The sequence below is a fragment of the Paucibacter sediminis genome, assembly GCF_030254645.1.
In the GTDB taxonomy this organism is placed as follows: Bacteria; Pseudomonadota; Gammaproteobacteria; order Burkholderiales; family Burkholderiaceae_C; genus Paucibacter_B; species Paucibacter_B sediminis.
Window position 1 is genome coordinate 1,153,788 of sequence record NZ_CP116346.1, and the last position, 24,841, is coordinate 1,178,628.

21 protein-coding genes are annotated in these 24,841 nt (G+C 68.5%); 13 read left to right on the forward strand and 8 right to left on the reverse strand.

Annotated elements, in window-relative coordinates:
• The first annotated feature begins 86 nt into the window (after positions 1-86).
• The 4 genes from PFX98_RS05260 to PFX98_RS05275 all read left to right on the forward strand — a co-directional run bounded on the left by PFX98_RS05260 (position 87) and on the right by PFX98_RS05275 (position 5,969).
• On the forward strand, positions 87-2,240 hold the full coding sequence (locus tag PFX98_RS05260; RefSeq protein WP_285234120.1) for an MHFG family PEP-CTERM protein: 2,154 nt from the start codon (positions 87-89) through the stop codon (positions 2,238-2,240).
• A gap of 299 nt (positions 2,241-2,539) precedes the next feature.
• Complete coding sequence (locus PFX98_RS05265; RefSeq protein WP_285234121.1) at positions 2,540-4,321, forward strand: S8 family serine peptidase; 1,782 nt, start codon at positions 2,540-2,542, stop codon at positions 4,319-4,321.
• A 148-nt stretch (positions 4,322-4,469) separates the two neighbouring features.
• Positions 4,470-5,180 carry a cistern family PEP-CTERM protein gene (locus tag PFX98_RS05270; protein WP_285234122.1) on the forward strand — a complete coding sequence of 237 codons (711 nt, stop codon included), beginning with the start codon at positions 4,470-4,472 and terminating at the stop codon, positions 5,178-5,180.
• Positions 5,181-5,321: 141 nt separating this feature from the next.
• Positions 5,322-5,969, forward strand: a complete 648-nt coding sequence (locus tag PFX98_RS05275; RefSeq protein WP_285234123.1) for a response regulator — start codon at positions 5,322-5,324, stop codon at positions 5,967-5,969.
• A 12-nt stretch (positions 5,970-5,981) separates the two neighbouring features.
• On the opposite strand, the gene PFX98_RS05280 is transcribed toward PFX98_RS05275, so the two are convergent.
• Positions 5,982-6,623 carry a glutathione S-transferase C-terminal domain-containing protein gene (locus tag PFX98_RS05280; protein ID WP_285234124.1) on the reverse strand — a complete coding sequence of 214 codons (642 nt, stop codon included), beginning with the start codon at positions 6,621-6,623 and terminating at the stop codon, positions 5,982-5,984.
• Positions 6,624-6,813: 190 nt separating this feature from the next.
• Between PFX98_RS05280 and PFX98_RS05285 the strand changes: the two genes are divergently transcribed.
• Positions 6,814-7,998 carry a YjgN family protein gene (locus PFX98_RS05285; protein WP_285234125.1) on the forward strand — a complete coding sequence of 395 codons (1,185 nt, stop codon included), beginning with the start codon at positions 6,814-6,816 and terminating at the stop codon, positions 7,996-7,998.
• A 2-nt stretch (positions 7,999-8,000) separates the two neighbouring features.
• The gene (locus tag PFX98_RS05290; protein ID WP_285234126.1) at positions 8,001-9,020 is read left to right on the forward strand and encodes a M48 family metallopeptidase; all 1,020 of its coding nucleotides are present in this window, start codon (positions 8,001-8,003) and stop codon (positions 9,018-9,020) included.
• Positions 9,021-9,078: 58 nt separating this feature from the next.
• On the opposite strand, the gene PFX98_RS05295 is transcribed toward PFX98_RS05290, so the two are convergent.
• Complete coding sequence (locus PFX98_RS05295) at positions 9,079-9,705, reverse strand: CHRD domain-containing protein (RefSeq protein WP_285234127.1); 627 nt, start codon at positions 9,703-9,705, stop codon at positions 9,079-9,081.
• 113 nt (positions 9,706-9,818) lie between these two features.
• On the reverse strand, positions 9,819-11,087 hold the full coding sequence (locus tag PFX98_RS05300; RefSeq protein ID WP_425334665.1) for an amidohydrolase family protein: 1,269 nt from the start codon (positions 11,085-11,087) through the stop codon (positions 9,819-9,821).
• Between the two features lie 76 nt (positions 11,088-11,163).
• Here PFX98_RS05300 and PFX98_RS05305 point away from each other — a divergent pair, with 76 nt between their 5' ends.
• The 4 genes from PFX98_RS05305 to PFX98_RS05325 all read left to right on the forward strand — a co-directional run bounded on the left by PFX98_RS05305 (position 11,164) and on the right by PFX98_RS05325 (position 14,869).
• Positions 11,164-11,556 (forward strand): BlaI/MecI/CopY family transcriptional regulator, encoded by a 393-nt coding sequence (locus tag PFX98_RS05305; protein ID WP_285234128.1) that lies wholly within the window; start codon positions 11,164-11,166, stop codon positions 11,554-11,556.
• Positions 11,553-13,334, forward strand: a complete 1,782-nt coding sequence (locus PFX98_RS24655; RefSeq protein ID WP_342399173.1) for a M56 family metallopeptidase — start codon at positions 11,553-11,555, stop codon at positions 13,332-13,334. The genes PFX98_RS05305 and PFX98_RS24655 overlap by 4 nt, the downstream gene beginning before the upstream one ends.
• Positions 13,335-13,398: 64 nt before the next feature.
• Positions 13,399-14,274 (forward strand): alpha/beta hydrolase, encoded by an 876-nt coding sequence (locus PFX98_RS05320; protein ID WP_285234129.1) that lies wholly within the window; start codon positions 13,399-13,401, stop codon positions 14,272-14,274.
• A 46-nt stretch (positions 14,275-14,320) separates the two neighbouring features.
• Positions 14,321-14,869 (forward strand): GNAT family N-acetyltransferase, encoded by a 549-nt coding sequence (locus PFX98_RS05325; RefSeq protein WP_285234130.1) that lies wholly within the window; start codon positions 14,321-14,323, stop codon positions 14,867-14,869.
• On the opposite strand, the gene PFX98_RS05330 is transcribed toward PFX98_RS05325, so the two are convergent.
• Together PFX98_RS05330 and PFX98_RS05335 are read right to left on the reverse strand one after the other, a co-directional pair.
• The gene (locus tag PFX98_RS05330) at positions 14,844-15,587 is read right to left on the reverse strand and encodes a substrate-binding periplasmic protein (protein ID WP_285234131.1); all 744 of its coding nucleotides are present in this window, start codon (positions 15,585-15,587) and stop codon (positions 14,844-14,846) included. The two genes, PFX98_RS05325 and PFX98_RS05330, sit on opposite strands and share 26 nt — an antisense overlap.
• A gap of 64 nt (positions 15,588-15,651) precedes the next feature.
• On the reverse strand, positions 15,652-16,125 hold the full coding sequence (locus tag PFX98_RS05335) for a GNAT family N-acetyltransferase (RefSeq protein WP_285234132.1): 474 nt from the start codon (positions 16,123-16,125) through the stop codon (positions 15,652-15,654).
• Positions 16,126-16,281: 156 nt separating this feature from the next.
• Between PFX98_RS05335 and purB the strand changes: the two genes are divergently transcribed.
• On the forward strand, positions 16,282-17,649 hold the full coding sequence (gene purB / locus PFX98_RS05340; protein ID WP_285234133.1) for an adenylosuccinate lyase: 1,368 nt from the start codon (positions 16,282-16,284) through the stop codon (positions 17,647-17,649).
• A 19-nt stretch (positions 17,650-17,668) separates the two neighbouring features.
• On the opposite strand, the gene PFX98_RS05345 is transcribed toward purB, so the two are convergent.
• Complete coding sequence (locus PFX98_RS05345) at positions 17,669-18,331, reverse strand: YciI family protein (RefSeq protein WP_285234134.1); 663 nt, start codon at positions 18,329-18,331, stop codon at positions 17,669-17,671.
• Positions 18,332-18,415: 84 nt separating this feature from the next.
• On the opposite strand from PFX98_RS05345, the gene PFX98_RS05350 reads away from it, so the two are divergent.
• Positions 18,416-19,366 (forward strand): AraC family transcriptional regulator, encoded by a 951-nt coding sequence (locus tag PFX98_RS05350; protein ID WP_285234135.1) that lies wholly within the window; start codon positions 18,416-18,418, stop codon positions 19,364-19,366.
• A gap of 106 nt (positions 19,367-19,472) precedes the next feature.
• Positions 19,473-21,695: a sensor domain-containing protein gene (locus PFX98_RS05355; protein WP_285234136.1), complete on the forward strand. Its 2,223-nt coding sequence runs from the start codon at positions 19,473-19,475 to the stop codon at positions 21,693-21,695.
• Here the strand turns inward: PFX98_RS05355 and PFX98_RS05360 are convergent.
• The gene (locus PFX98_RS05360; RefSeq protein ID WP_285234137.1) at positions 21,668-23,056 is read right to left on the reverse strand and encodes a sigma-54-dependent transcriptional regulator; all 1,389 of its coding nucleotides are present in this window, start codon (positions 23,054-23,056) and stop codon (positions 21,668-21,670) included. The two genes, PFX98_RS05355 and PFX98_RS05360, sit on opposite strands and share 28 nt — an antisense overlap.
• Positions 23,025-24,833: a sensor histidine kinase gene (locus PFX98_RS05365; protein ID WP_285234138.1), complete on the reverse strand. Its 1,809-nt coding sequence runs from the start codon at positions 24,831-24,833 to the stop codon at positions 23,025-23,027. Before PFX98_RS05365 ends, PFX98_RS05360 begins: the two co-directional genes overlap by 32 nt.
• Positions 24,834-24,841: the final 8 nt, after the last annotated feature.

A 24,841-nucleotide genomic window follows, 5' to 3' on the forward strand; every position in this document is an offset into this window, starting at 1 on the left:
CAGGGAGCTGTTTCATGGCAAGCGCCCCACCGTGCACACGGTACCCCGCAGTCACGCATGCCCTGAATCTGAATCGGAATTGAATCATGACACTGACCGCAATCGCTCTGGCAGCCAGCCTGGCATCCTCCGCACCGGCCCAATGCGACTGGAATCCGTCGATGCAGGCGAGCGCCGAGGGCTCGCCTTCCGAACTCATTGATCGGTTCCAGGACATCGCACCCGAGACCCGCGCGCGACTCAAGAAGCGCGTCGAGAATCATCGCTTCGATGAAGTGGTGAGCATCGGCCGCGATGAGATCAGCGGCAAGCAACGCTATGCCAGCGAGATCCGCGGCCTGCAGACGGGACCGCGCACGGTCTGCGCCGAGACCAGCCGCAGCAATTGGCCTGCCTCCACCAAGGAGCTGGCCCTCAGCTATTGCGAAGGCAGCCAATGCGTGGTGGTGACCATCAACGGGCATCACCTGGGCCGCATCACCCGCCTGGCCCCGACGCGCAGCGATGGCACGCTGGCTCAGGTCGATCCGCAGCAAGAACTCGACACTGCGCCGCCGGCCGCCGGGCCGTTGGCGCCGAGCTATGTACCCGGGCGCCTCATCATCGGCGCGCGCGCCGGGCTGAGCGATGCGGAGCTGGCCAAGATCGTGTCGGTACATGGCGGCAAGGGGCGCCGCATCGGCAAGAGCGATCTGCACATCGTCGACCTGCCCGGCAATGGCTCGGAAAAGGCGATCGCCGCCCTGCTGGCCAAGCACCCGCAGCTGAAGTTCGCCGAGCAGGATCAGCGTGTACCGGCCGCGATGGCCGTGAACGACCCCTATGTGGGCAGCGAATGGCATATCAGCAAGATCGGCGCACCCGCGGCCTGGGACAGCACGCAGGGCAGCGGCGTCACCATCGCCATCCTGGACTCGGGCGTTGACGGCACCCACCCGGACCTCAGCGCACGCATGGTGCCGGGCTGGAATTTCTACGACAACAACTCCAACACCTCGGACGTCCATGGTCATGGCACGGCCGTGGCCGGCGGCGCTGCTGCCAGCATGAACAACGGCGCCGGCGTGGCGGCGGTGGCTGGCCAGGCGCGCATCATGCCGGTACGCATCTCGGATCCCAATGCCTACGCCTACTGGAGCACTGTCGCGCAGGGCCTGACCTGGGCCGCCGACAACGGCGCCAAGATCGCCAACATCAGCTATGTCGGCGTGGCCGGCAGCAGTGCGGTGCAGAGCGCGGCGCAATACATGCGCAGCAAGGGCGGCCTGGTGGTGGTTTGCGCCGGCAACAACGGCATCGACGAAGGCATCACCCCGACCAACACGATGATCGTGGTGTCGGCCACCGATAGCACCGATACCAAGACCAGCTGGTCCAGCTATGGCAGCTTCGTGACCATCTCCGCACCGGGCCAGGACATCTGGACCACCACGCGCGGCGGCGGTTATCAAGCCTGGTGGGGCACCTCGCTAGCCAGCCCCGTGGTGGCCGGTGTGGCGGGCCTGATGATGTCGGCCAAGCCCACACTCAGCAATAGCCAGGTCGAAAGCCTGCTGTACTCCAGCAGCGTCGATCTCGGCGCGGCGGGCCGCGACAACTACTACGGCTACGGGCGTGTGAATGCCGCTGCCGCCGTATCGGCCGCATTGGCCGCGACCCCGGCCGACACCCAGGCGCCCAGCGTCGCGATCGCTGACCCGCTGGGCGGCAGCAGCGTCAGTGGCTTGGTCGGTGTGACTGTCAACGCCACCGACAACGTCGGCGTGAGCCGCGTGGAGCTGCGCGTGAACGGCAGCACGGTGGCCACCGACACGGCCTCGCCCTATGGCTACAGCTGGGACTCCACCAAGGTCGCCAACGGCAACTACACCTTGACGGCCTACGCGGTTGACGCCGCCGGCAACGCCGCTACCTCGGCCAATGTGGTGGTGAGCGTATCCAACACCGTTGCCAAGGTGATCGACACCACGGCGCCGACGGTTGCCATCTCCAATCCTGGCAATGGCTCGACGGTTTCCGGCACCGTCGGGATCAGCGTGACGGCCAACGACAACGCCGGCGTGGCCGGCATCAGCCAGCAGCTGTACATCGATGGCAAGCTGGTGGCCAGCGGCACTGGCGGCTCGCTGAGCTTCAGCTGGAACACCCGCAAGGTGAGCAGCGGCAGCCACAGCATCCAGGCCATCGCCAAGGATGCCTCCGGCAACAGCACGACCACCAGCATCCAGGTCAACCGCTGATCGCGGCAAGCTTGCCCCAGCAAACCGGCCGCCTCGCGGCCGGTTTTTCTTTGCCCCCTGATTTGCGGGGCCTCCCGGATTTACCCTGAGACGGCAAGGTCTTGCTAGCCGGCACATTGCTGCCGTATTGCGTCTTGTCACATCTCCGCAGCATCGATCCGCGGCAAATGTGGCCAGGGAGCGGACACAATGCAGCGGTTTTTTGCGCCCCCCATGGGGTGGGCGCAAAAAACCGCGAGGCGTGCGCTTGTGCAGCGCCGCCGGCCCGTCGATTCACCTATGCAGCCCTGGTATCACGTATGCAGCACCGCTCCGCCTCGTCGCCCCTGATGCGCCTCGCCCCCATCGTCTTGGCATGGACGGCTTGCATGCCGGCATTGGCCGCGTCCACCGCCGCCGGGAATGCGGCAATGCCAGCCGCCTTTGCACCGGGACGAGTGCTGATCGGCACCCGGGCTGGCTTGTCGGACGAAGCCTTGGCGGCCCTGCTCGCGCCGCATGGCGCCAAGGCCCGCAGGCTGGGTCGTGGCGCCCTGCACTTGGTCGAGCTGCCGGCAGGAGCGTCGGCCAGCGCTGTCAGAGACCAACTCGCGCGTCACCCTCTGCTGAAGTTCGCGGAACTGGACCGGATGGTGCCGGCAGCACTCACGACCAACGACCCGTACCTTGGCAGTGAATGGCATTTGACCAAGGTGGGAGCCAGCACCGCCTGGGATAGCAGCCAGGGCTCGGGCGTCACCATTGCCGTGCTGGACACGGGCGTCGACGCGACGCATCCTGACTTGGCGACACGCATCGTCCCTGGCTGGAACTTCGTCGACAACAGCGCCAACACAGCCGACGTGAACGGTCATGGCACCGCCGTTGCCGGCGCCGCGACAGCCTCGCTCAACAACTCCTTGGGCGTCGCCGGACTGGCTGGCCAAGCGCGCCTGATGCCAGTGCGCATTGCCGACGCCAACGCATATACCTATTGGAGTACCTTGGCTCAAGGCCTCACCTGGGCCGCCGACCAGGGTGCACGCGTCGCAAATATCTCCTTCGTCGGGGTTGCCACCAGCCAAGCTGTGCAGGACGCAGCCAACTACATGCGCAGCAAGGGCGGCTTGGTCGTGGTGGCGGCCGGCAACAATGGGGTCGATGAAGGGATCGCGCCAACCAGCTCGATGCTGGTGGTTTCCGCGACGGACAGCACCGACACCAAGACCAGTTGGTCCAGCTATGGCAGCTTCGTCACCATTTCCGCCCCCGGCCAGGACATCTGGACCACCACGCGCGGCGGCGGCTACCAGGCTTGGTGGGGCACCTCGATGGCCACGCCCGTCGTGGCTGGGGTGATCGGGCTCATGATGTCGGCACAGCCAAGCCTCAGCAACAGCAAAGTCGAGAGCCTGCTGTATTCGACCAGCACGGACCTCGGCGCGGCAGGGCGCGACAGCTATTACGGCTATGGCCGTGTGAATGCCGCCGCTGCCGTACGCGCTGCGGTCTCGGCCACCGCGGCCGACACTCTGGCGCCCAGCGTGAGCATTGGCTCGCCGGCGAGCGGCACTACCGTGTCCGGACAGGTCAACGTGAGTGTCAACGCCACCGACAACGTCGGCGTCAGCCGCGTCGAGTTGCGCGTCAACGGCAATACTCTCGCCACGGATACCAGCGCCCCATACGCATTCACATGGGATTCCACCAAGCTTGCCAATGGCAGCCACACCTTGAGCGCATACGCGGTCGATGCTGCCGGCAACGCCAGCCTGTCGGCCGATGTATCGGTGAACGTGAGCAACGCCAGCAGCGTGGCCGCCGATACCACACCGCCCGTCATCGCCCTGTTGAGCCCAGCCAACGGCGCCGTGGTGTCAGGCAGCGTCAACGTTTCGGCCTCGGCAAGCGACAACAGCGGTGCTGCCGGTATTTCCCAGCGGCTTTACATCGACGGCAAGCTTGCCGCCAGCGCCACCGGCGCCTCATTGAGCTACAGCTGGAATACTCGCAAGGCCGGCGCTGGCACACACACGCTTCAAGTCGTGGCCAAGGATGCGGCGGGCAATAGCAGTACGACCAGCATCAAGGTCAGCCGGTGAGCCGTCGGGAAACTTTACAAATACGCTTCCCCCACCCAGCAGGCCCGATATCAAGTTGTTGAAAATCAAGGACTTACCCATCCTGGCCCAACAGTTGCTTATTCAGCGATACCAAGTGTGTCGTATGTAAGTCCAGGAAGGTTATGCCATGAGAATGCTCAAGAACTTGATCGCCGGCTCGCTGCTCGCGGCCGGCATGGCCGGCACTGCCGCTGCTGACACGATTCACTTCGGCGCCACTGGCGCGACGGGTTCCATCCTGTTCGCCCAAGTGATCGCTGGAGCCAATCTGCAAGCCAAGGTCGATTTCACTTTGACCGGCTTGACTGCTAGTCAGGCGACTTTCTCCGTGACGGTGTCCAACCTGACCGGTGTTGCCGAAATTGGCCAAAATGCCTTCATGGCGTTCGGCATTGACGTGGTCAGCCCCACGCTGAACGGCGTCAGCGACAACAGCGGTGTGTTTGATTCCTCCATCAATGACAACATGGCCGGCGGCTTCCAGACCGTCGACCTGTGCGTGTTCGGCGCGAATGGCTGCACCGGCGGCAATGTGAACAACGGCTTACAGGAAGCCAGCTCCAACAGCTTCAGTCTGGTGCTGAACACGCTGGGCAGCTTCACGGCCAACGGCATCGACTTCACCAGCCCCTATGGCTCAAAGTGGCAAGCGGTCGGCACCACCGGCGGCTCGTATGAGTTTGGCGGTTGCATCGTCGGCACGCCGGGCTGCGGTGGCGGTGGCGGTGGCGGTGGCGGTGGCGGCGGCGGTAACACGCCGGAACCCGCGTCCATCGCTCTGGTGGGCCTGGGTCTGCTGGCAGCCGGTGCAGCGCGCCGCGCCACTCGCAAGGCCTAAGTCGGATCAACCCCGACAACCGAGAAAACCCGCTTCGGCGGGTTTTTTTACGCCCCGGCCCCCTGTTCCAGGGGCGCGCGCTCGCGGGGTTGTCGGCGCCACGCCGAACGGGACAATCGCCTCAGCTCTTCTCGTCCGCTCATGCGCTCCGTCTTCCTGCTACGCCGTTGCACACAATCGATCCACCGTTCACGTGCGGCGCTCTTGCAGAGCGACTGGGAACTGGCCGGCAGCAGCGAGCGCCTGAGCGAATGCGCGGACTGGCTGGGCCGCCTGCGCCCGGACGTGCTGGCCTGCGATCTGCGCCTGTTCGACGGCCATGTCAGCCGTCTGCTGCGCGGTTTGCGCCACGAGGCCTGGGCACCCAAGGTATTGCTGTTCAGCAGTAGCGCCGACGAGGTGCTGCTCTACGACACGCTGGCCAGCGGCGCGCATGGCTACTGGATGGAGCGACAGACCAGCATCAGCCTGGCCATGGCGCTGGACGCGCTCTATGAAGGCCGCGCCCTGATGTCACCCATGATCGCCCGGCAGGCGCTGGCAGCACTGGCACTGCCGCGCCTGAGCCTGGAAGAGGCGCATCAATTGCGCCTGCGCAGCCTAGAGCCGGGGCAGGAACCCACCTTCGTACAGCCGCTGTTGAGCCTTCTTTCACTGGGCCTGCTGCCGCGCGAAATCGCCCAGCTCTGGGAGCTGGCACTGGAGCAGGTGGAGCAGGCGTTGGCGCAGATCTACCGCCGCCTGCACCGCGTGCGCATCTTTCACGAACCCGATCTGCCGGTGGCTTGAGGCCACCCGGATTCAGGCCTGGGGAGGCAGGGTGTCGACGAAGCTCGGCCGCTGGCTCAGCTTGTCGTAGAGCTTGGCCAGATTGGCATGCTCGGCGCGCCAATCGATGGCGGGGAAACGGAAGTCGAGATAGCCCAGCGCACAGCCGACCGAGATATCGGCCAGCGAGAAATGATTGCCCGAACACCAGGCCCTGTCGGCCTGACCATGTCCCAGGCCGGCACTCATGGCCTTGAGCGCCGCCATCACCTTGTCCATCTGGCGCTGCACCCAGGCCTCGCTGCGCTGCTCGGCGCTGCGCCCGCCCCAGGTCTGCTCCAGGCGCGCCAGGATGGCGGCGTCCAGCAGGCCATCGGCCAGCGCTTCCCATGTACGCACCTCGGTGCGCTCGCGGCCGCGCTCGGGGATCAGTTTGCCCACCGGCGACAGGGTGTCCACGTACTCGACGATGACGCGCGAATCAAACACCGCGCCGGTGATCGAGTCCTGCCCCTCCATCACCAGGCAAGGCACCTTGCCCAGCGGGTTGACCTTCATGATGGCGTCGCTCGCCCACACATCCTCCAGCACGAGTTGATAGTCGAGCTTCTTCTCCGCCATCACGATGCGGACCTTGCGGACGTAGGGGCTGGTGAGTGATCCGATGAGCTTCATGACGGCGAGGTGTGCGTTGCGGCGCGATTCTAGCGAACGGTCCGTTGCACGATAGGCTGTACACCGGGGCTGAACTAGTGCAGGCAAACTCGCCTTGTCAGCCTCCCCACGCTTGGGCCACACTCTTGCCCGCACCCATCAGAGGTGCCGACAAATCGTCGTCCAAGCGATATTCAACGAGGGAGGCTCGATGAGCAACAACAACGACCGCAACGCGGCCGATTCGACCCTGGGCAATCTGTCCGGCTGGCCACATTCGCAGTACCGCAAACGCAAGCTCGACGTGGCCTTCACCGGCTCGGGCAGCGAGTACTTCCGCATCTGGATCGTCAACCTGCTGCTCAGCCTGGTGACCCTGGGGCTCTATCTGCCCTTCGCCAAGGCGCGGCGGCTGAGCTATTTCTACAGCAACACGCTGATCGATGGCCAGGCCCTGGGCTTCCACGGCGACCCCTGGAAGATGTTGCGCGGCTTCTTGCTGCTGGCGGTGCTGACGCTGGCCTATGGCTTCGCCGCGCGTTTCTCGCCGCTGAGTGCCATGGCCGCCTTTGCGCTGCTGTGCGGATTGTGGCCGGCGCTCTGGCGCGCCGGCCTTCAGTTCCGCCTCGCCAACACCAGTTGGCGTGGCCTGCGACTGGGCTTCACCGGCAGCAGCGCCGGCGCCTATGCGGCCCTGCTGCCGCTTTATGTGCCGGCCCTGCTGATGGTGGCCGGGCAATTCCTGTTCGCGCCGGAGCGCCCCGATCCCCGCGCGCCCATGCCGCTCCTGTTGGGGCTCAGCATGGCGGCCAGCTTCCTGCTGATGCTGCTCATGCTGCCCTGGGGCGTGGCACGCATCAAGCGCTACCAGCATGGCGGCTATGTCTACGCCGACCAGCAGACCGAACTCACGGTGCCAACGCGACGTTTCTACGGCCTCGGCCTCAAGGCGCTGTTGCTGACCCTGCTGCCGCTGGCGCTGCTGGGTGCGCTGGCCGCCATCGCCGTGGCCGTCTACAAGCCTCTGCTGTTCTGGATGATGCTGGCGCTGCCGCTCGCCTATCTGCTGTACTTTGCGCTCATAACCCCCTATGTGAGCGCGCGCCTGCAGAACCTGGTCTGGAACGGCACCGCCTCGGAGTTGCTGCAGTTGCAAAGCGATCTGCCGGCGCGCCCGCTGGCCTGGCTGACGCTGAAGAACTGGCTGCTCACCGCCCTCACCCTGGGCCTGTACCGTCCCTTCGCGGCCGTGCACACCGCGCGCATGCGTTTGCAGGCCATGAGCTTGATGGTGGAAGGCGATCTCGACGGCTGGGTGGCGCGCCAGAGCGTTGCGCAGGACGATGCCGCCGGCGACGCCGCGGGCGACTTCTTCGGCATCGACATGGGCTTGTGAGCATGGCGCCGCGCCTGCAGCTCGAGTACTTCGATGGCCGCAGCGCGCGCCCGCAGCGGGCCGAGATCCAGCTGCAGGATGGCCAGCTGCAACTGGCCTGCGGCCTGCAACACCACCAATACCCGCTAGGCAGCGTGCGCTGGCCCGAGCGCCAGCGCCATGGCCAGCGCCAGGCCCTGCTGCCCGATGGCGGCGTGCTCAGCTGTGCCGATGCCGCACGCTGGGACGACTGGGCGCGCGCCTCCGGCCTGCGCGACAGCCTGACGGTGCGCTGGATGCAGAACTGGCGCCTGGTCGGCACCGCCCTGGCCATGCTGCTGGCCGTGCTGCTGCTGGCCTGGCGCTGGGGCCTGCCGCTGGCCACCGAAGCGGCGCTGCGCTGGCTGCCGCCGGCGCTCGAGCAGCAGATCGGCGGCCAGGCCCTAGCGCAGCTGGAGTCGCATTGGTTGCGCCCCAGCGAATTGCCGCCCGCCGAGCAGGACGCGCTGCGCCAGCGCTTTGCCACGCTGGTGAAGCAAGCCCATCCGCCAGGCCAGGCGCCGGCCTACCAATTGCACTTCCGCGCCGCATCCACCGCACTGGGACCGAACGCCTTTGCCTTGCCGGGCGGCGCCATCGTGCTCACCGACGCCCTGGTGCAGCTGATGCGCGACCGTCCGGAAGCCGTGCTGGGCGTGCTGGCGCATGAGCTGGGCCATGTGCGGCAGCGCCACGGCCTGCGTCTGGCGGTGCAGGCCAGCCTGGTGAGCGCCGCGGCCGGCCTGGTGGTGGGTGATTTCTCCGCCCTGCTGGCGGGCGTGCCCGCCTTGCTGACCCAGCAGGCCTATTCACGCGACTTCGAGCGCGAGGCCGATGCCGAGGCGCGCCGCTGCCTGCTGGCGGCCGGTATCTCGCCGCGCGTGATGCTGGATTTCTTCGAGCGCCTTGCGCAACAGCGCCAACATGCCGCCAGCCTGCCGATCGCCTTCTCCAGCCATCCGGCGGATACCGAACGCAAGCGCTTCTTCAGCGAGCCTCCATGACGCGACAAGGGCCCGCCAAGCGGGCCCTTGATACATCATGGGGCAGCAGCGCCGGCCCTCAGCGGCGGCGGCGCCGTACGGTCAAGCCCAGCACGCCCAGGCCGCCGAGCATCAGCGCCATGCTGGCCGGTTCCGGCACCACCGCGGCCACCTGGATCAGCTGGCCGCGCACCGCCCCGGCGGGATTCAGGCTGGTGTGGACATTGGCATAGGCCAACCCGCCCTGCAGCATGTCCAGGAAGGACATGGCCGGATGGCCGGCATTCGTGCCCGACGCCGAGGTGGCCGGAATGCTGGGCGCGGCAATGCCGCTGCCGCCCACCAGCAGGGTGCTGCCGGCGTTCAGCGAACTGAAGGGAGCCGTATCCAGGAACACGCGCACCGGGCCGGACTCCGTGACGCTGGCCGCGCCATGGATATGGAAGCCCGTCGCCGCCGTGCCGCCAGGGCCACCACTGAGCCCGAACACCGCCATCGAGAAGTCGTAGGTATCGTCCAGTAGCGACACCGTGCCATGGTCGTCGTAGAAAAGCGTGGCGATACCGGTGGCGGTGGCCGTGGACACCGTGCCCACCTCGTTGGCGCTGTTGAGGCTGGCATTGAACTGGTAGACCGTGGCCTGTGCCGCCAGTGGCAGGGCGCCAAGGGCACTGAACAAGGCGAGAGCGGCGATTCGGATACGCATGCGAGGCTCCTGGGGAAACAGCGCGGCGCCGGCGGCTGCCGGTGGACCTGAGCCACGGGTTATACCTAGACGCGCCACGATCACCAGCCCTAGTTCAAGGGAAGGCCAGGGGCCTATCCCAGGCTCCAGTCGACCGAGGCCGGCCGCCCCGGCAGGCTGAGCCGGGCTTCGGCCGGCGCCATCCTGCTCAGCACCTGCCCACGGCGCACCACTAGCAGGCGCTGGGCGCGCAGGCGTATTGCCTCCACCGGGTCACGCGCCTGCAGCAGCACGAAATCGGCATGGCAGCCCGGTGCCAGGCCATAGCCGTCCAGGCCCAGCACGCGCGCATTGTTCGTCGTCACCGCATCGAAGCAGGCGCGCATGCCCGCCTGCGAGGTCAGCTGGGCCACATGCAGGCCCATGCTGGCCACCTCCAGCATGTCGGCGCAGCCCAGGCTGTACCAGGGGTCGAGCACGCAATCATGGCCAAAGCCGACATTGATGCCGGCCGCCATCAGCTCGGGCACGCGCGTCATGCCGCGACGCTTCGGGTAGCTGTCGTGGCGGCCCTGCAGCGTGATGTTGATGAGCGGATTCGCCACCGCGTGCAGCTGCGCCTCGGCCATCAGCGGGATCAGCTTGGAGACGTAGTAGTTGTCCATCGAGTGCATGGAGGTGAGATGCGAGCCCGTCACCCGCCCCTGCAGGCCCAGGCGCTGGGTCTCGCTGGCCAGGGTCTCGACATGGCGCGAGAGCGGGTCGTCGCTCTCATCGCAATGCATGTCCACGCGCAGGCCGCGCTCGGCCGCGAGTTCGCACAGCAGCCTCACGCTGGCAGCGCCATCGCTCATGGTGCGCTCGAAATGCGGGATGCCGCCCACCACGTCCACGCCCATGTCGAGCGCGCGCCGCAGATTCGCCAGCGCAGCGGGGGCACGCAGCACGCCGTCCTGCGGGAAGGCCACCAGCTGCAGGTCCAGATAAGGCTGCACGCGCTCGCGCACATGCAAGAGCGCCTCCACCGCCAGCAGGCGTTCGTCGCACACGTCGACATGGCTGCGTATCGCCAGCAGGCCCTTCGCCACCGCCCAGTCGCAGTAGCGCAGCGCCCGCTCCACCAGCGCCTCCTGGGTCAGGCGGGGCTTCAGCTCGCCCCACAAGGCGATGCCCTCCAGCAGGGTGCCGCTCTGGTTCACGCGTGGCAGGCCGTAGCTGAGCGTGGCATCCATATGGAAGTGCGCGTCCACAAAGGGCGGGCTGAGCAGCCAGCCGCCACCGTCCAGCAGCTCCACGCCCTCGGGCACGGGCAATTGCGGGCCGATGGCGGCGATGCGGCCGGCTTGCACCAGCAGGTCCTGGCCGACGCGGCCATCGGGAAGGCAGATATTGCGTATCAGCATGGGTGCCAGCCTAGCACCGGATGAAGTAGACAAATAGTTCTAGACAACATGTTCTAGAACATTTATTCTGCACGCCATGCAAGACCTGACCCCACCGCGCAAACCCACCGCCGCCGAGCTGGACCTGCTGCGCACGCTCTGGCGCATCGGCCCGGCCACGGCCAAGCAGGCGCACGAGGCCTTGCAGAGCGAGCGCCCCGACGCGACCTATGCCACCGTGCTGCGCCAGCTGCAGATCATGCATGGCAAGGGTCTGCTGACGCGCGACGAGAGCCAGCGCTCGCACGTCTATGCCAGCGCCCAGGCGCAGGACCAGCTGCAGACCCATCTGCTCAAGGACCTCATTGCCAAGGCCTTCTCGGGCTCGGGCAAGGCCCTGGTGATGGCGGCGCTGAAGGGCCATGTGAGCAAGAAGGAGCGCGACGAGATCCAGCAGTTCCTGCATGGCGACGAGGCCCCGAAGCGATGAGCGCGCTGCTGGACACGCTGGCCGCCCTGTGGATACCGGCCCTGGGCCTGACCCTGCTGCACTTCGTCTGGCAGGGCCTGCTGCTGGGCCTGGCCGTCGCCCTGCTGCTGGCCCTGCTGCGCCAGGCCAGCCCGCGCCATCGCTATGCCCTGTGCGGTGTGGCCCTGCTGCTGTGCCTGCTGCTGCCGCTGGCGCAGCTGGGCTGGCTGCTGCAGCGGGCGGCCGAGCCGGGCGCCCTGCGGGCCGCGGCCGAACTCGAAGCCCCCGACTGGTGGCAGAGCCTGCAGGCCCGCCTGCCCGAGCTGGTGCTGGCCTGGAGCCTGGGCGTGGCCCTGATGGCCTCGCGCCTGGGTCTGGGCCTGGCCTGGGTGGCGCGGCTGCGCCGGCAGGCCCGTCAGGTCGACCTCGCCTGGCAGGCGCGCCTGGACGAGCTGGCCGCGCGCCTGGGCCTGCGCCGGCCGGTGGCCCTGCGCGTGCTGGCCCAGTTGGAAAGCCCGCTCACCGTGGGCTGGTGGCGCCCCATGGTGCTGGTGCCCGCCAGCCTCATCAGCGGCATGCCCGCGCCCCTGCTCGAGGCCCTCTTGGCCCATGAGCTGGCCCATGTGCGCAGGCTCGACTACCTCGTCAATCTGCTGCAGGGCGGGGTCGAGTCCCTGCTGTTCTTCCACCCGGTGGTGTGGTGGCTGTCGAACCGCATGCGCGCCGAACGCGAGCAGGTGGCCGACGAGATCGCCGCCCAGGCCCTGGGCGAACCACGCCGTCTGGCCCTGGCCCTGCACGCACTCAGCCAGCTGCAGGCCGAGGCCCTCCGTCATCCCCAACTCTCCCTGTCCGCCCGAGGAGGCGATTTGCTCAAACGCATACACCGACTGGCCGCCCCCGGCCACCAGACCCCCAGCTGGAAGCTGGCCCTGCCCGCCCTGGCCCTGGCCTTCACCAGCCTGCTGGTGCAGGCCAATGCCAGCAAGCCTGCGGCGGACAACGCCGGCAGGCGCGCGGCCGGCAGCGTCACCGTCCAGCCCGCCGAGTACGCCTTCCAGCTGCCGGTGAACGCCAAGCATGCCCTGGTGCTGGAAGACGGCACCGGCAAGGTGCTGATGGAAAAGAACGCCGACGCGGTGGTGCCGATCGCCTCGCTCACCAAGCTGATGACGGCCATGGTGGTGCTGGACGCCAAGCCCGACATGAACGAGAAGATCCGCATCGCGCAGGAGGATGTGGATACGCTCAAGCACAGCGCCTCGCGGGTGCGCGTGGGCGCCGAGATGACGCGCCTGGCCGCCCTCAAGCTGGCCCTGATGTCCTCGGAGAACCGCGCCGCCGCCGCGCTGGCGCGCACCTACCCGGGCGGGCTGGCCGGTTTCACGCAAGCCGTGCAGGCCAAGATCCGCAGCCTCGGCCTGAGCCATACGGCGATCGCCGAACCCACCGGCCTCTCGCCCGCCAACACCTCGACGGCGATGGAAGTGGCCAAGATCGCCAATGCCGCGGCGCGCTACCCCGAGATCAGCCAGATCACCAGCGACAAGAAGGACGTGGTGCCGGTCAACGGCCGCCCGCGCGAGGTGCACAACACCAACCGCCTGGTGGGCGCCAAGGGCTGGGACATCCAGCTCTCCAAGACCGGCTACACCGAGGAAGCCGGCCGCTGCCTGACCATGCGCATGACCAGCGCCGGCAAGCCCGTCACCGTGGTGCTGCTGGACGCCGACGGCTCCGCCCAACGCCTGCGTGACGCGGCCAAGATCCGCCAGTCGCTCGCCAAGCTGCACTCCTGACTCCCGATCCAAGCAGCCACGCCGGCCGCGACAGCGGCCAGGCGTGGCCGCTGCATTGCCCATCATGCTCAAGAGACTATTCCCCACCCTGATCTGCCTGACGCTGGCGGCCTGCTGCGGCGGGGCGCCGGCCGCCGAGCCCCCAAGCTACCAACTGGAACGCACGGAGGTGCATGCGCTGCGCGCCATCGCCCTGCAGCGCGACTACCAGCTCTTCGTCAGCCTGCCGGCGGGCTACGGCCTCGACCCAGCGCGGCGCTATCCGGTGCTGTTCACCGCCGACGCCGACTACGGCTTCCCGCTGCTGCGCAGCATCGCCAAGCGCGTCGGCGACCATGGCAGGGGCTTGCAGGAGTTCATCCTGGTGGGCCTTTCCTATGCGCAGGGCGACAGCCCCACGATCAGCCGCAACCGCGACTACACGCCCGCGCCGCGCCCCGGCCAGGCAATGGTCTACGGCGGCGCCGAGCCCTACCGCCGCTATCTGGCCGAGCAGGTGCTGCCCTATGTGGCCGAGCATTTCCGCGCCGACATGGGCCAGCTCAGCTTTCTCGGCCACTCATACGGCGCGCTGCTGGGTTGCCACATCCTGCTCAGCAGCCCCAGCCTGTTCCAGCGCTACATCCTCAGCAGCCCATCGCTCTGGTACGAGGACCACCTGATGTTCAAGCGTGCGCGCGCGCGGCTGGCGGCCCAGGGCGAACTGCCGGCCGAGGTGCTGCTGCTGGCCGGCGCGCTGGAGCGGCCGCAAGGTTCGCGCACGGAGGGCGACGACATCGCGGGCGACATCCGGCGTTTCGAAACGCTGCTGAAAGCGGCACGCCCGCCAGGCCTGCGGGTCCAGTCGCAAGTGATCGCGGACGAAGACCACCTCAGCGTGGCGCCCAGCGCCTACACGCGCGGCCTGCGCTGGGCCTTGGCGCCGGGCCGCCAGCGCTGAGCGGCGCCGCGCCAGCTGCTATGGTGCGGGCAGAGGAGAACCCGCCATGAAACGCGTCAGCCTGCGCCACGTGCGCGAATCCGATCTGGCCCTGCTGATCCAGCAAGCCGCCCACACCGAGTGGCGCGGCGAGTTCGAGTCCGCCCGCATGAACGGCGAGCAGTCGATCCGCAAGCGCTTTGCCGAGGACGGCTTTTCCAGCGATGCCGCCGAGCGCCTGCTGGTGTGCGACGAAGGCGGCGCGGTGATCGGCAGCGTCTCGCATTTCAACGCGCATCGCTATTCGACCGCACGCGAGATCGGCTGGGCCATCCACGACCCGGCGCTGCGTGGCCAGGGCTATGGCACGGCCGCCGCGCGCGCCCTGGTCGACTACCTGTTCCTGAACTTCGAGAACCTGCACCGCCTCTGCTGCAACACCGCGCCCGGCAACCTGGGCTCGCGCCGCATCGCCGAGAAGGCCGGGCTGCGCTACGAGGGCCTGCTGCGCGGCGTGATCTTCATCCGCGGCGCCTACCAGGACGGCGCGGTGTACGGCATGCTGCGGCCCGATTGGGAGCAGCTGCGCGCTACTGAAAGCCGTAGCGGCGCTTGAGCTCGTCGACCAGGGCCTTGTTGTTCTTCATGAAGTCGCGGAACCGCGCAATCACCTCGGGGTGCTTGAACGAGGCCAGGTAGTGGAAGTCGCTGGCATGCGGCAGGTCGGGGTCGTAGACCGCCGGCGCGCGCGCATCGCGCGCCACGTCGCGCCAGTAATGTTCGGCCACACGCGTGTTCATGTAGGCGGCATCGACATGGCCACGCGCCAGCTTTTCATACAGCTTGTCGTAGCGGGCCGATTCCTCCAGCCGCATCGCGCCCGAGTTCACCAGCTGCTGATAGGGATAGGGCGTAAAGCCCAAGGGGATGCCCAGGGTCCTGATGCGCGCCAGCGGCTTGCCCTTGTCGCTCTGGCGCACCAGCACCCCGTCGGTGAACTCCAGCACCGGCGCGTAGCTGATGTGGCGCCCCTGCTTCAGCACCGTCACCCAGTTCGGGTTGTCGGGGAAGGACAGGTCCAGCTCGCCGCGCACAAACATGGCGTCGCGGCGCTTTAAGGGCAGCACCTGATAGACGAACTCGTAGCCCTGGGACTTGGCGAAGGCATCCAGCACATCGCGGCCCAGGCCGCGGTACTCGCCCTGCTTGTACTCGGAATAGGGCAGGTAGTTCTCATAGTCCTGCACCCCCACGGTGTAGCTGAGCGCCTGCGCGGCGGCGTTCACGGCCCAGCCGCAGCACAGGCTTAGGGCAAGCATTCCGAGGCGGGACATGGCGGCTCTCCTGGCAGCGTGGCATCCAACGACGCCACCAGTGTTCCACGCGCCTCCGCCGACTTCAAGCCATGTGGCCGGGCAGCAATCTCACATGCGTATAGGCCGGGCTCTCAGCCACCGGCGCAAAGCCGCAGCGCGCCCAGAAGGCGGCCGAGCCGGCGCTCTGCGTGTTGACATGCAGGCGCTCGAACTGGCCCTGCGCGGCCGCCAGCACGGCCGCGAATAGCCGCCGTGCGCAGCCCAGCCCGCGGTAATCGGGATGCACATAAAAGCGCCGCATGCGCGCCGCGCCGCGCCGGCCCGGTGCCGGCTCCAGGTTCAGGCCGCCCACCGCCACCCACTGGCCGTGGGCGTTCTGCAAGCCCCACAGCGATTCGCCGGGGCGATCGAAGCGGTTCGCGCCGCTGCGCCAGTCGTCCAGCAGCCGGCCCAGCATCTGCTGGCCCTCGGCCTTGCTGGCGGCCAGCAACGGCGCCCAGGCCAACCTGTCCATCTCATGCACGCGCATCAGGCGCAGCGAGCCATCCAAAGCCATGATCCGTTCGAACTTCTCTGGTGCGAAAAGCTGCGAATTAAGCAGTTGTGCCGCGGCACTGTCATTGGGGTAAGGCCCGACTTTGTGCGCTAGCCCTAAAATCCCCGGGTTTTTCCCGATCGATCCACCAGCTGCGGCCAGCCGCCGTCCCCTGCCATGAACCTTTCCGCACTCTCCGCCCTCTCGCCCCTGGACGGCCGCTACGCCTCGCGCGTGGCCGCCCTGCGTCCGCTGCTGTCGGAGTTTGGCCTGATGCACCGCCGCGTGCAGGTCGAGGTGGAATGGTTCATCGCCCTGTCGGACGCCGGCTTCGACGAATTCAAGCCGCTCTCGGAGGCCGCGCGCGGTCTGCTGCGCGGCCTGGTGGCGCGCTTCTCCGAGGCCGATGCCCAGGCCATCAAGGACATCGAGAAGACCACCAACCACGATGTCAAGGCGGTGGAGTACTGGATCAAGTCGCGCTTCGACGCGAATGCGGAGCTGAAGGCGGCCGGCGAGTTCGTGCACTTCGCCTGCACCAGCGAGGACATCAACAACACCAGCCACGGCCTGATGCTGAAGGCCGCGCGCGCCGAGGTGCTGCTGCCCACGGTGGACCGCATCATCGACAAGCTCGCCGCCATGGCCCATGCCCTGGCCGCCACGCCGATGCTGAGCCGCACCCATGGCCAGACCGCTAGCCCCACCACGGTGGGCAAGGAGATCGCCAATGTGGTGGCGCGCCTGCGCGGTGCCCGTGCGCGCATCGCCGACGTCAAGCTGTTGGCCAAGATGAACGGCGCGGTGGGCAACTACAACGCCCACCTGAGCGCCTGGCCCGAGCATGACTGGGAGGCCTTCAGCCAGCGCGTCATCGAGGGCCCGCTGGGCCTGACGTTCAACCCCTACACCATCCAGATCGAGCCGCACGACTATATGGCCGAGCTGTTCGACGCGGTGACGCGCACCAACACCATCCTGATCGACTGGTCGCGCGATGTCTGGGGCTATGTGTCGCTGGGCTATTTCAAGCAGCGCACCAAGGCCGGCGAGATCGGCAGCTCGACCATGCCGCACAAGGTCAACCCCATCGACTTCGAGAATGCCGAGGGCAATTTCGGCCTCGCCAATGCGGTGCTGACGCACCTGAGCCAGAAGCTGCCGATCAGCCGCTGGCAGCGCGACCTCACCGACTCCACGGTGCTGCGCAATATGGGCGTGGCGCTGGGCTATGCGGTGCTGGGCTACGACTCGCTGCTGAAGGGTCTGGACAAGCTCGAGATCAACGAGGCCGCGCTGGCCGACGACCTCGACAGCGCCTGGGAAGTGCTGGCCGAGCCGATCCAGACCGTGATGCGCCGCTACGCCCTGCCCAACCCCTACGAGCGCCTGAAGGAACTGACGCGCGGCAAGGCCATCACGGCCGAGTCGATCCGCGCCTTCATCGCCACGCTGGAACTGCCCGAGGCCGAGAAGGCGCGCCTGCTGGCCATGACCCCGGGCAGCTACACCGGCCGCGCCGAGGCCCTGGCCAAGCGCATCTGAGCGCGCGGGCGGCTGCGCCTCAGCGCAGCACGCCCTTGCCCAGCCACTGCCCCCACACCGCCAGGCTGACGCGCTGCTCGGCCACGCCGGGATAGCCGGCCAGGGCGGCCTCCAGCGCCGCGCTGTCGGTGCTGCGCGCGAACAGGATTTCGCCCACCGGCCCCTGCTGCGGGCTGTACCAGGCGCCAATGCGGCCGCCGTCCAGCAGCCCCTGCAGATGCGCGCGCCGCGCCTCGGCCTCGCCCTGGGCGGGGGCCGCGGCCCCCCGGCCCAGCAGCACGATGCGCACCTCCTCGATGCCGTTCGGATCGATGCCCTCGTGGTGCAAGGCCCGGTTGATCGTGACCGGCTGGGCATTCACCGTCATATAGCCCTCGCGCACATATTCATCAGGCTGGAAGTAGCTCAGCAGCTCGTCCAGCGAGGTGGCTTTCACCACCACGATGCCGCGCTTGACGCGCGCCGGGTCGCGCAGCGGGCCGGCGGCGAACAGCTTGCCCTCGGCGAACAGGCGCTTGAAGTTCTCGATATGGCCGCGCTGCATCGCCTCCACCGCGGCCTTGTCGGGCGGCGTGGGCTTGCCGGTCTCGAAGAAGATGAACCAGTCCTGCCGGGTCGCTTGTGCCTGCGCGGCAGGCCATGAAAGAAACGCCGGGGCAAGCAGCAGGGAGCGACGTTGCATGATGATGAGTCCGAGGCGGTGGAGGTCGAGCCATTGTGGGGCGCCGTGCCGCCTTGCAGCAAGCCTCGCCTACACTGCCGCGCGATGCCGCCCACCCCGTCAGCCAGCCCGCCTGCGCAAGCCCATGCCCAGCGCATGAACCGCGTGCTGGACCATATCGACCGCCACCTCGACCAGCCCCTGGACCTGGCCGCGCTGGCCGCGGTGGCGCATTTCTCGCCCTATCACTTCCACCGCCTGTTCGCCGCCTGGATGGGCGAGACGCTGGGCGACTACCTGCGCCGCCGGCGCCTCGAGGTGGCCGCGCTGATGCTGGCGGGCAAGCGCCAGACACCGGTGCTGACGGTGGCGCTGGAGGTGGGCTTCGGCTCGGGCGAGGCGCTGGCGCGTGCCTTCAAGCTGCATTTCGGCCAGAGCCCGAGCGCCTGGCGGCGCGCCACGCCGCAGCGCTGGGCCGCGGAGTTGCAGGCGCGATTCCGCAATCCCGGTCAGGCGGAGCGCAAGCCCGATCAGGCGCCGGACGCGGCCTGGCCCGAGCATGGGCGCTCCCATCCACAGGAGGAGCGTCCGATGCAAGTCAGCATCCAGCAACTGCCCGCGACCCGCGTCGCCTATATGCGCCATATCGGCCCCTACGGGCCTGACGTCGCCCGCTTCTGGAGCGAGACCTTTCTGCCCTGGCGCGCCGCCCAGGGGCTGGAGCAGGCGGCCTGCTTCGGCATCGGCCACGACGACCCCAGCGTGGCCAGGCCCGACAAATGCCGCTACGACGCCTGCGTCGCGGTGCCCGCCGATTTCAAGGCCGCCGCGGCGGTGAGCCTGGCCGAGCTGCCCGGCGGCCGCTATGCGGTGGCGCGCTTCGAGGGCCGCGGCAGCGACATCAGCCGCGCCTGGACCGAGCTGCTGCGCGACTGGCTGCCCGCCAGCGGCCTGCAGATCGACGGCCGCCCCTGCTTCGAGCATTACCCGCCGGGCGCACGCCACGACCCCGCCACCGGCGTGTTCGAGTGCGAGATCTGCATTCCCGTGCGGTAGTCGGCTGAGGGCGGCCCTGCGGGGGCTTTTACGGGGATGGGGCGCGCGGCCTTTGCCGCAGAATCGCCCCGTCGCCAAACGCGCCCCCGGCGCCAGCCCTGCCCCCATGCCCGTCCAGGATCCCGGCTCCCCGCCCATCACCAGCGATGTCAACGCGCAGCTGGTGCAGGCCTTGCGCGAGCGCGAGCTGCTGCTGGAGAACGCCGGCGTCGGCATCGTGTTCGTGAAGCAGCGCACCATCCTGCAGTGCAACCAGCGCTACGCCGAGATCTTCGGCTTCGACAGCCCGCAGGCGATCGCCGGCACCAGCGTCAAGTCCATCTATCCGGACGAGTCCGACTACCGGCAGCTCGGCGCCGAGGCCTATCCGGTGATGGCCACCGGCCAGCGCTTCAAGACCGAGCGCCTGATGAAGCGCGTCTCGGGTCCGCTGTTCTGGTGCAGCCTGACCGGCCGCCTGATCAACCCTGACGATCCCGCCGAGGGCTCGATCTGGATCGTCGACGACATCGACGAGCAAAAGCGCGCCGAGGCCGCGCTGCAGGCCATCACCGCCGAGCAGCAGCTGATCTTCGACCATGCCATGGTGGGCATCGTGTTCCTGCGCGAGCGCCGCGTGACGCGCTGCAACCGCGCCTTCGAGGAGCTGTTCGGCTACGCACCGGGCGAGCTGGACGGCAGCTCCTCGCGCCAGTGGTATCTCAGCGATGCCGCCTGGGAAGAGGCCGGCCAGCGCTGCTACGAGCCCTTCAGCCAGGGCCGCGCCTTCCAGGGCGAGATGGAGCTGCGCAAGAAGGACGGCTCGCCGCTGCTGTGCGAGGTGCGCAGCAAGGCGATCGACGCCGGCGACCTGTCGCAGGGCTCGATCTGGATCACCATGGACATCTCGGCGCGCAAGCTGGCCGAGGCCGCGCTGGTGCGTGCCAAGGGCGAGCTGGAGCATCTGGTGGACAAGCGCACGCGCCAGCTCAGCCAGACGGTGCAGGCGCTGGAGCAGAAGATCCATGAGCAGCAGGCGGCCGAGGCGCATATCCAGCGCCTCGCGCATTTCGATGCCCTCACCGGCCTGCCCAACCGCGTGCTGTTGAACGACCGCGCCGGCCAGGCGATCGAGATCGCGCGCCGCCATGGCGAGACGCTGGCAGTGTTGTTCCTCGACCTCGACCATTTCAAGAAGGTCAACGACTCGCTGGGCCACCGCGTCGGCGACGAGCTGCTGCGCCAGCTGGCGGCGCGACTCAAGGGCGCCGTGCGCGAGCAGGACACGGTCTCGCGCCTGGGCGGCGACGAGTTCATCCTGGTGCTGCCCGGCACCGACATGCAGGGCGCCACCCATGTCGCGGTGAAGGTGATGGAGCTGGCGGCCCTGCCCTTCCAGATCGAGCAGAACGAGCTGGCGGTGACGCCCTCGATCGGCATCGCGCTGTTCCCCGGCGACGGCGAGGATTTCGACACCTTGTGCAAATGCGCGGACACCGCCATGTACCGCGCCAAGCGCGATGGCCGCAACGCGCTGCGCTTCTTCACCGGCGAGATGCAGGCCCAGTCGGTGCGCGCGCTGACGCTGGAAAACGCGCTGCGCCGCGCGCTCGAGCGCGAGCAGCTGGCGCTGCACTACCAGCCCCAGGTGGAGCTGCTGAGCGGCCGCGTGATCGGCGCCGAGGCCTTGCTGCGCTGGTGCCATCCCGAGCTGGGCGCGATCTCGCCGACCGAGTTCATCCCGGTGGCCGAGAGCTGCGGCCTGATCCTGCCGATCGGCGAATGGGTGCTGCGCAGCGCGGTGCAGCAGCTGCGCCGCTGGATGGACGCAGGCCTGGGCGAGCTGACCATGGCGGTGAACCTCTCCTCGGTGCAGTTCCGCCATGCCGATCTGCCGGCGCTGGTGAGCCGCATCCTGGACGAGGCTGGCGTACCCGCGCGGCTGCTGGAGCTGGAGCTCACCGAGGGCGTGGCGATGGTGGACCCGCTGGGCGCGATCGCGGTGATGAACGATCTGCACGCGCGCGGCATCCGCCTGTCCATCGACGATTTCGGCACCGGCTATTCCTCGCTCAGCTATCTGAAGAAGTTCCGCGTCTACAAGCTCAAGATCGACCAGAGCTTCGTGCGCGACCTTACCGACGATCCGGAAGACCGCGCCATCGTCAGCGCCATCATCAGCATGGCCGGCAGCCTGGGCCTGCAGACGATTGCCGAGGGTGTGGAGACGGTCGGCCAGCTGGCCTATCTGCGCGAGCGCGGCTGTACCGAGGTGCAGGGCTATCACTTCAGCCGGCCGCTGGCGGCGGCAGACTTCGAGAGTTATGTACGCGGCGGATCTCGCGGCTGATCCCCAGCATCGGCGTCCAGCAGCCCGTACTTGCGGATCTTGTCGCTGAGCGTGGTCTTGGGCGTGCGCAGGGCCTGGGCGCTGCGCGCGATATTGCCGCCCTGGCGGCGCAGCTCCTCGCGTATCAGGCTGCGCTCGAAGTCCTCCACCGTTTCGGCCAGCGAGAGCGCGCCGGCGGGCGTCTCGGGCGCGGCCGCATCGTCCAGCACAGCGCCCAGCACATCGCTGCGCACGCCCAGCACCAGGCAATCGGCCACGTTGCGCAGCTCGCGCACATTGCCGGGCCAGGGGTGGGCCATCAGGCGGTGCAGCTGGACGGCGCTGACGCTGGGCACGGCCAGGCCGTAGCGGCTCGCCGCCAGCAGCATGAAATGCTCCAGCAGCAGCGGGATGTCCTCGCGCCGCTCGCGCAGCGGCGGCAGGTCGATGCTCACCACCTTGAGGCGGTAATAGAGGTCGCTGCGGAAGCTGCCCTGCTGGGCGCGCTGCAGCAGATCGTCCTTGCTGGCCGCCACCACGCGGCAGTCCACCGGGATGCGCTGGTTGGAGCCCAGGCGCTCGATCTGGCGCTCCTGCAGCACGCGCAGGAGCTTGATCTGCACCGCCATCGGCATGCTCTCGACCTCGTCGAGGAAGAGCGTGCCGCCGTTGGCATGCTCGATCTTGCCGATGCGGCGCTTCTGCGCGCCGGTGAAGGCGCCGGGCTCATGGCCGAACAGCTCGCTGTCGAGCAGGCTCTCGGGCAGGCCGCCGCAGTTCAGCGCCACCAGGGGCGCCTGGCGCCGGCTCGAGAGCTCGTGCAGGGCCTGGGCCACCAGCTCCTTGCCGCTGCCGGTCTCGCCGCGTATCAGCACGTCCACCGCCGATGGGGCCACGCGCGAGACCAGCTGGCGCACCGCCTCGATCTGCGGCGAGCGCCCCACCAGCTTGCCGGCCACGCCCTCGCGCAGCGCCAGCGCCTGGCGCAGGCTGAGCACTTCCAGCGTCAGGCGGCGTTTCTCCATGGCGCGCCGCACCACCTCCACCAGATGCTCGGGTGAGAAGGGTTTGGGGATGAAGTCGTAGGCGCCGCTGCGCATCGCCTCCACCGCCAGGCTGACGTCGCCATGGCCGGTGATCATGATGACGGGCAGGTCGGCATCCAGCTCGCGGCAATGCCGCACCAGCGTGAGGCCGTCGGCGCCGGGCAGGCGCATATCGGTCACCACCACGCCGGCAAAGCCGGCGGCGAGCAGGGGCCGCGCGGCCTCCACCGAGCCCAGCGCCTGCACGCGCAGGCCGGCCAGCTGCAGCGCCTGCACGCAGCCCAGCTGCATATGCAGATCGTCTTCAATCAGCAGGACGGAGAGTTCGAGGCTCATGAGGAAGTGTCAAGCGGAAGATGGCGCCGCCATCGGGGTGGTTCAGGGCCTCCAGCTCGCCACCGCCCTCGCGGGCGATGTCGCGCGAGATCGCCAGCCCCAGGCCCAGGCCCACGCCCGCCGCCTTGGTGGTGAAGAAGGGCTCGAACAGGCGACCCAGCGTGGCCTCGTCGAGGCCGGGCCCATTGTCACGCACCGCGATCCACACGCCCTCGGTGCTGCGGCCGGCGTCCAGCCAGAGGCGGCGACCCTCGCGGCCCTGCATCGCGTCGAGCGCATTGCCGATCAGGTTGACCAGCACCTGCTCGAGGCGGTTGGCATCGAACCAGGCCTGCAGCTGGCCGGGCTCGAGCTCGCGCTGCAGCGTCACCTGCTCCTGGCGCAGCCGCTGGTCGTAGAGGAACAGCGCATTGCTGAGGGCCTGGCCGACATCGCAGCGCACCGGCTGCGCGCGGCTCTTGCGCGCAAAGCCCTTGAGCGGCTGGATGATCTGGCCCATCTGGTCGGCCAGCCGGGTGAGGATCTGCAGATTGCCCTGCACCGAGGCGAGGTCGTCGCGCCGCATGAATTCCAGCGCATTGCCGGCCAGGGTGCGGATCGCCCCCAGCGGTTGGGCCAGTTCATGGGTGATGCCGGTGGCGAGCTGGCCCAGCGCCGCCATCTTGCCGGCGTGCACCAGCTCGTCCTGGGCCTGGCGCAGGGTGGCCTCGGCCTGCTGGCGTTCGGCCACCTCGCGCTGCAGGCGCCGGTTCGCCTCCGCCAAGGCCTGCTGGCGCTGCAGGCGGCGGCGCTGCTGCACGATCAGGCCCAGCAGCAGCACGATGCCCACCCCCAGGCCGCCCAGCAGGCCCATGCCGAGAGCATCCTGGCGCACGGGCGCGAGATCGCTGAACATCAGCAGGCGCCAGTCCATGCCGTTGAGGGTGCGCCCCAGCACCAGCATGGGCCGGCCGGCGGCGGCCGGCGCGGCACCATCGCCCTGGCGCAGGCCATGCGGCAGCACGCCCTCCAGCACCTGGCTGTCCTCGTCGATGCGCAGGTCCACGCGCAAGGGGAAGCGCGGCAGGCTCTGGCCCGCATACAGGCGCGCGAGCTGCAGGTCGATGCGCTGCTCCAGGCTGGGCTCGGCCAGGCGGGTGTAGCGCCAGGCCGGCTCGGAGGAGAGGATCACCACCTGGTTGGAATCCGCCAGCAGGGCCGGCGAGCCCAGCGTGTCCCAGGCCGCGTTGATGGGCTCCAGGCTGATCTTGATGGCGGCCACGCCGGCCACGCGCGCGCCGTCGTGAATGGGGTGCGAGACAAAGTAGCCGGGGCGGCCGTCGCGCGCATCGATGGCGAAATGCCGGCCCACGCGGCCCGACAGGGCTTCCAGGAAGAAGGGGCGGAAGGAGAGGTCCTCGCCCTGCATGCCGGCATCGCTGCTGGCAAGCACCAGACCGCGCTCGTTGAGCACGAACACGCTGAGGCTGCCCAGGTGCGCATTGAGGCGGCGCACATAGAGATCGGCGGCGGCCTGGCGCGCCGCCGACTGCGGCTCGCGCAGCAGGGCCAGCACCTCGGGGCTCAACTGGACGGTGGCGGGCGCGGCCTCGTGGCGCTGGATCACGCCCTCGACCGCGGCCGCGAACAGCTCCAGCTGGTGATTCGCCTCGCGCCTGAGCGCCTCGGTCCCCTGGCGCTCGCTGGCGTCGAAGGACAGCCAGCCCGCGCCCAGCACCGCGGCCAACGCGAGCAAGGCCAGGGTCAGGCCTTGCCAGGACGGGCGGCGCAGCTTCATTCAGGCAT

What these genes read in the sequence shown, in the direction of transcription:
- PFX98_RS05260 (WP_285234120.1), top strand. Translation starts at nt 87, where the DNA reads ATGACACTGACCGCAATCGCTCTGGCAGCCAGCCTGGCATCCTCCGCA.
- PFX98_RS05265 (WP_285234121.1), top strand. Translation starts at nt 2,540, where the DNA reads ATGCAGCACCGCTCCGCCTCGTCGCCCCTGATGCGCCTCGCCCCCATC.
- PFX98_RS05270 (WP_285234122.1), top strand. Translation starts at nt 4,470, where the DNA reads ATGAGAATGCTCAAGAACTTGATCGCCGGCTCGCTGCTCGCGGCCGGC.
- PFX98_RS05275 (WP_285234123.1), top strand. Translation starts at nt 5,322, where the DNA reads ATGCGCTCCGTCTTCCTGCTACGCCGTTGCACACAATCGATCCACCGT.
- PFX98_RS05280 (WP_285234124.1), bottom strand. Translation starts at nt 6,623, where the DNA reads ATGAAGCTCATCGGATCACTCACCAGCCCCTACGTCCGCAAGGTCCGC.
- PFX98_RS05285 (WP_285234125.1), top strand. Translation starts at nt 6,814, where the DNA reads ATGAGCAACAACAACGACCGCAACGCGGCCGATTCGACCCTGGGCAAT.
- PFX98_RS05290 (WP_285234126.1), top strand. Translation starts at nt 8,001, where the DNA reads ATGGCGCCGCGCCTGCAGCTCGAGTACTTCGATGGCCGCAGCGCGCGC.
- PFX98_RS05295 (WP_285234127.1), bottom strand. Translation starts at nt 9,705, where the DNA reads ATGCGTATCCGAATCGCCGCTCTCGCCTTGTTCAGTGCCCTTGGCGCC.
- PFX98_RS05300 (WP_425334665.1), bottom strand. Translation starts at nt 11,087, where the DNA reads ATGCTGATACGCAATATCTGCCTTCCCGATGGCCGCGTCGGCCAGGAC.
- PFX98_RS05305 (WP_285234128.1), top strand. Translation starts at nt 11,164, where the DNA reads ATGCAAGACCTGACCCCACCGCGCAAACCCACCGCCGCCGAGCTGGAC.
- PFX98_RS24655 (WP_342399173.1), top strand. Translation starts at nt 11,553, where the DNA reads ATGAGCGCGCTGCTGGACACGCTGGCCGCCCTGTGGATACCGGCCCTG.
- PFX98_RS05320 (WP_285234129.1), top strand. Translation starts at nt 13,399, where the DNA reads ATGCTCAAGAGACTATTCCCCACCCTGATCTGCCTGACGCTGGCGGCC.
- PFX98_RS05325 (WP_285234130.1), top strand. Translation starts at nt 14,321, where the DNA reads ATGAAACGCGTCAGCCTGCGCCACGTGCGCGAATCCGATCTGGCCCTG.
- PFX98_RS05330 (WP_285234131.1), bottom strand. Translation starts at nt 15,587, where the DNA reads ATGTCCCGCCTCGGAATGCTTGCCCTAAGCCTGTGCTGCGGCTGGGCC.
- PFX98_RS05335 (WP_285234132.1), bottom strand. Translation starts at nt 16,125, where the DNA reads ATGGCTTTGGATGGCTCGCTGCGCCTGATGCGCGTGCATGAGATGGAC.
- purB (WP_285234133.1), top strand. Translation starts at nt 16,282, where the DNA reads ATGAACCTTTCCGCACTCTCCGCCCTCTCGCCCCTGGACGGCCGCTAC.
- PFX98_RS05345 (WP_285234134.1), bottom strand. Translation starts at nt 18,331, where the DNA reads ATGCAACGTCGCTCCCTGCTGCTTGCCCCGGCGTTTCTTTCATGGCCT.
- PFX98_RS05350 (WP_285234135.1), top strand. Translation starts at nt 18,416, where the DNA reads ATGCCGCCCACCCCGTCAGCCAGCCCGCCTGCGCAAGCCCATGCCCAG.
- PFX98_RS05355 (WP_285234136.1), top strand. Translation starts at nt 19,473, where the DNA reads ATGCCCGTCCAGGATCCCGGCTCCCCGCCCATCACCAGCGATGTCAAC.
- PFX98_RS05360 (WP_285234137.1), bottom strand. Translation starts at nt 23,056, where the DNA reads ATGAGCCTCGAACTCTCCGTCCTGCTGATTGAAGACGATCTGCATATG.
- PFX98_RS05365 (WP_285234138.1), bottom strand. Translation starts at nt 24,833, where the DNA reads ATGAAGCTGCGCCGCCCGTCCTGGCAAGGCCTGACCCTGGCCTTGCTC.